General features: G+C 35.4%; 2 protein-coding genes and 1 pseudogene. 2 read left to right on the top strand and 1 reads right to left on the bottom strand.

Going from position 1 to position 5,331, the window contains the following annotated elements:
* Together GSY74_RS03265 and GSY74_RS03260 are read left to right on the top strand one after the other, a co-directional pair.
* A partial coding sequence (locus GSY74_RS03265; protein ID WP_223157450.1) for a hypothetical protein occupies nt 1–1,359 on the top strand: 1,359 nt, incomplete at its 5' end.
* The gene (locus GSY74_RS03260) at nt 1,340–4,984 is read left to right on the top strand and encodes a tetratricopeptide repeat protein (protein ID WP_164663680.1); all 3,645 of its coding nucleotides are present in this window, start codon (nt 1,340–1,342) and stop codon (nt 4,982–4,984) included. The genes GSY74_RS03265 and GSY74_RS03260, both read left to right, overlap by 20 nt.
* A 25-nt stretch (nt 4,985–5,009) precedes the next feature.
* Here the strand turns inward: GSY74_RS03260 and GSY74_RS03255 are convergent.
* Nucleotides 5,010–5,331, bottom strand: a pseudogene (locus GSY74_RS03255) (hypothetical protein); the annotation flags it as partial.

The raw sequence follows: 5,331 nt of genomic DNA, 5'->3' as shown, positions 1-5,331 counted from the left end.
AGACGAATATTATTTGTTCATGTTGATGGGGATGGATTTGTAGAGAGAGTTAGAGTAGATATGGAAAAGTTTGCAACAGAGTATCTTATAGAGAATATCTATCAAAAATACCATATTCCTCAAACGGTTTCCATTATTCAAGGTGAAGTTGATAAGATAGGGATGTCTCCAAAACTAAGCTCAAAGATGAAAAAGATTATCAAAGAACTCTATCAAATTCCGTGGATAGAACCTGCTAGTCATACCCTCTCTCATCCATTTATTTGGGAGAAAGTGATGAACCCCAATAATAAGCTTACTAAACAGTACCATCTTGCTCTACCAAACTACTACTTCTCATTAGAAAAAGAGACAAAAGGTAGTATAGAGTTTGCACTCTCTTTTGCCCCAAAATATAAACGGCAAGAAAAAATTCTTTTTTGGAGTGGGGATTGTATTCCGACAAAAGAGGTTTTGGCTTTTGTTGAGAAAAATGGAATATTAGCGATGAATGGAGGAGATACTACCATACAGAAGAGTGACCCTTGGCTTGGTCACACTAGACCTTTTGGAATTCAAAGAGAAGATTATTGGCAGGTCTATACAGCCCAACAGAATGAGAATGTCTATACCAATGAGTGGACGAATTCATTTTGGGGGTATAGAAATGTTATAGAGACATTTAAGATGACAGATAAACCTCGCAGATTCAAACCTATCAATATCTACTATCATCTCTATTCAGGCTCTAGGGTCGCTTCACTAAAAGCACTAGATGAGGTCTATAGCTGGGCAGTGAAGCAGAAAACATCCAAACTCTACGCTTCACAATATATCAAAAAAGCTAGAGGTTTTTATAGAACTGCTATTGCTAAAGTTGATGGAGGATATGAAATTCGAAATAGTGGTTATCTTCGTACTGTTCGTTTTGATAAGAAAGTTATTGTAGATATAGAGAGGAGTCAAGGGGTAGCAGGATATATTTATGATGCTAACCGAACATATATCACACTAGATAGAAGTAAGAAGTATAAGATAGTCTCAAACCCCTTGGAATCGGAGACTTTAGTCCCGAATATTACGAGGCTAAAGCCAAATAGTGTTCCATATCTAATTGATTCAAACGGTTGGGTTGAGAAATTTACTCATAATAGTAGAGAGTATAATTTTCATCTAAAATCAAATATTTCCATAGAAGCAAACTTCTATATTCCCTCATCATGTAGAGTAGATTTTTTGCAAAATTACTTTGAAAATGGAGAGTTTACTCCCGAACAACGGAGGCAGAGCCATCCGATTTCTAGCTCTGTAAAAGATAAAAATAGACTCTCTATTATCTCTAATAAAAAAGGAATAGCTGTTGCATTCCAGTGTAAATAATCATGATACTAGCACCTCTATACTCTCTATAAAAGAGATTCTAGGTATCATTATTGTCTTCTCCTTTGTGCTATATTTGGTATTTCCAAAAGATAATATTGATGAGATTATTGAAGGAAAGGGGCAAAATACAAACTTGTCTATCAACTACCTAGAGAGTATGCTACTCTACTATCCTGACAGTGTCAAACTAAAAATGATTCTGATTAGAAACTATGACTATGCAGGAGAGATAGAGAAAGCTCTAGCACTTACTAACAAACTTATCACAGAGATAGATGATAAAAAGATTTTAAAAGAACTCTACAAAACTGAGTATCTACTTAACAAAGAGATATACTTTCAAACGAAAGATAAAATCCTTTTACCTAAAATAAAAGAGAAACTATATGACTATTTTGGACATGCATATGACGAAAATGGGGAGATAGACTATATGTTTTTCTTTGGAGAGGCTACACAGATGGATTTTCCAGATTTGAAATATATCGCTCTAGTTGGATTGATGGAGCAGAGACCAGAGTTGGCTGATTATACTTTTAGAAAAGAGGCATTTGAATTGGCATTGGCAACAGGTAAGACGCAAGAGGCGTATGAGCATCTTTTGAAACTACTTGAGTATGAGGAGATAGATAGGGAGATAAAAGTTTATGCTGTTGCTCTTCTCCTTGAACATAATGAGCATGAAAAAGCTAGAGAGATAGCTACTTGGCTATTTCTTAATAGTAAAGATAAAGAGGTGATGCAAATCTATTTTAATATTGCTTTGCACTCAAATAGTGATATAAATGCCACAAGAGAACTCGTATCACTCTATCGAAACAGTAGAGAGTTGAAAGCTAATGATATACAGATTATCCTAAACTCTCTACTACAGGTTGGAGATACGGAGGGGGCAGGTATCTTTGCTATCTCTCTATTTGATACCCACAGAGATAGTTTTGATGAGGTGGCTACAGTGTCAGCAATCAATAGTTTAGTCTACAGTGAGAAGTTAGATTCTGCTTTGGAGATTTCACTCTATGCTTACAGGGAATTCAACACTACCAAGTGGCTAGATAAGAGCATACAACTCTCCACTTGGTTAGGCAAAATGGATGATGTTGTAGAGTTAAATATGGAGGGGTACAGAGTATATAGAGGCTTAAAATATGAGCAGTATCTTTTGGACTCGACAACACTTGATAACGCATATGAGATATTGGGAGAGATATACAAACAAAAGCTAGAGAGTGGGGATTACTCTATGGTAGAAAAGGTTTCAGAGTACTATAACTATATAGGAGAGATTCCCCAAGCAGAGAAGTATTTTTTGGAACTTTTTAGAGAGGATAATCATCAAAACATACATAGAGAGACGATAAGTTTCTCTTACAAAAATAGCCACTTTAGAGAGGGGTTAAAACTATATGAAAGTTACAAAAAAAGATATGGAGTAGATAAAGCTCTGCAACAAGAGTCTATAACAAAACTTCTAGCACTAAAGCAGTTCAAAAGAGCATACTACTTTAGCCAAGAGTTAGAGAAGCACGATAGGTATGATAAAAAACTAACAGATTTAGCATGGATTTATAGAGACTATAGATATATCTATGATATTTTTTGGAAGAGAGAGAGACAAGGTGAGTTAACAGCAACTAATTATGAAAAACTAATATACTTAGAGAAATCTTTTGAGAAAAAGGGCAAACTAGCCTATCTATATAAAAAGGTTTGGAAAAAAACAGGTAGAGCAGTTTTCCTACACTCTCTGCTCTCATTTTATATAGAGAACAGAGAGTTAGAGAGATTCAAATCACTTATAGAGTCGCTAAGTTCCAAAGAGAAAAAAAGTTTAGAAAAAGATATAAACTACAATATACTTTTGGCAAACTACTATATGCAAACCTCTAAAAACTGTTTTGGAAACGGAGAGTTTACTCCCGAACAACGGAGGCAGAGCCTTCCGATTCCAAGTTATTCAAGAAATCTAATAAAAAAGGCAAAAAAGAGTTTTATACATGCACTAAAATTGGATAGACAAAATGCCTCAACTCATCAAGCCTACTTGTGGTTTCTAATAGACAACCAACTAAGCAATGCCCTAAAAAAAGAGATAACCCTACTTAGAAAAAATCCAAAACTACAAGCCCAAGTGGGATTTGCTTCTGTTGTTGGCTCTTTGATGTTACAACAGACCGACCTAGCTCTGCGTTGGCTAAAGCCCCTTCTAAAATCAAGCGATAATATAGAGTATCAAGTAGTATATGCAGATATACTCCAACTACAAGATAGAGAGGCAGGGGCGAGTAAGATAAGGCTCAAACTATTTAAACGACTAAACCAAATGGTCAAAAAATCACCAAAACTTCTAAAAGATAAAGCATTTGCTAGAGTCTATCTACGAATGGTTCTGTTTTATGAGACCCCCTATGAGAAAAAAGCTATCTATTTCAAGAGATTCAAATCTCTATTTAAAGAGAAAGATTTTGCCGAAATAGAGATAAGTTGGTATGCATACAACCAAAGTGACGACAAAGCGAAGTATCTAACATACAAATCTAAACTAGATATACCTTGGTTAAACCTATATCTGGCTATGAGCAGAGATAACAAGAGATTAAAACAAAAATTACTGCAAAATGATAAATCAATATTGGCATTTAGAGATAGAGTCATAGCCTCCATCGACATAGGCGACAGAGCAGGAGCATACACCCTAGCATTCAAAGGGCTAGAAGATAACAGTAGAGACACCGACCTATACAAGATATTTGATGAGATGATAAACTCTGACTATCCAAAAGGAGAACTAAGCTCCAAGTATAAAAACCTATCACCAAATATATCTCTCATAGAGAACCAAATAAGCTACCGATGGCAACTCTATAAAGGGTTAGAGTCAAAACTAGCTTTTACTCAATATAAATACCAACGAAATAGAGATAGAGACCTACAAGATGATACCTTGGCACTATCCCTAAAAAATAGTGATAAGAAATTTCTGTGGGATTTCACCATAGCAAAACACAGCTCAGAGGAGAAGTTTGTAAGCTCCAAACTAGAGTTGGAGTACAGACTAAGCGAACTATCTTTTGGTATAAAATCAAAATACCAAAACAGAAGCAGACAGACACCCAAATTACAGACCCAAGCAGTGGAGAATTCAATAGAACTAAAGATAAAAAAACCTCTAAGCAGAAGAGTTCAACTAGCTATGACATACAGAGAGAGCCAACATAAAAAAGAGGATATGACAGAGATAGGCGACTCTACACACATACGGCTAGGTGCAAACTATCTCCTAAGAGAAGGTTATCCTGACATTAGATTCTCTGCTTACATCAACAATAACCAATATGAAAATAAAAATGGGTACGAATTACTTCCAAAAGATTTTTTAGAACTTGGTACACAATTTAGTATAGGAACAACTGGACAGAATAGGATACAGAGAAGCTGGAGACCATTTGGAACAGTTGGTATAGCTGTAAATGATAGAGAAGAGATAGGAACCAGTCTCTCTTTTGGTATCTCTGGAGCATTAAAGGGGAAGGACAGTTTGAATCTTTCGTTTGACTATAGCAAGGGGATGGATATGATTTTATCTCCCTCTTATGGGGGGCATTTGGATTATCGGTTTTAGGATTACACTTCCAAATTTTTCTCTTTTATATCTTTTTTAAACTCTCTATCTCTTCTATACTTAGACCTGTTTTTATAGATATAGTCTCCACATCTAAAACATCCAATAGATTTTTGGCAATCTCTATTTTTTCTTGTTCAATCCCCTGTTCAATCCCTTTTTCCATTCCTTGCTCAATTCCCTGTTCAATTCCCTGTTCAATTCCTTCTTTAACCCCTTCATGTTTACCCAGACCATAAGAGGAAAATATCATACTAGCTTCATAATGCAGATTACTTTGATATTTACTATAAGCTATCCTCTCCTCCTTTTTTAGGTTAATAACATCAAACTCTTTTTGAGCCTTT

The sequence above is a fragment of the Sulfurovum sp. bin170 genome, assembly GCF_010892395.1.
Taxonomy (GTDB): Bacteria; Campylobacterota; Campylobacteria; order Campylobacterales; family Sulfurovaceae; genus UBA1140.
Note: the sequence above shows the minus strand (reverse complement) of the source record. Positions and strands in the feature narration are given on the sequence as shown.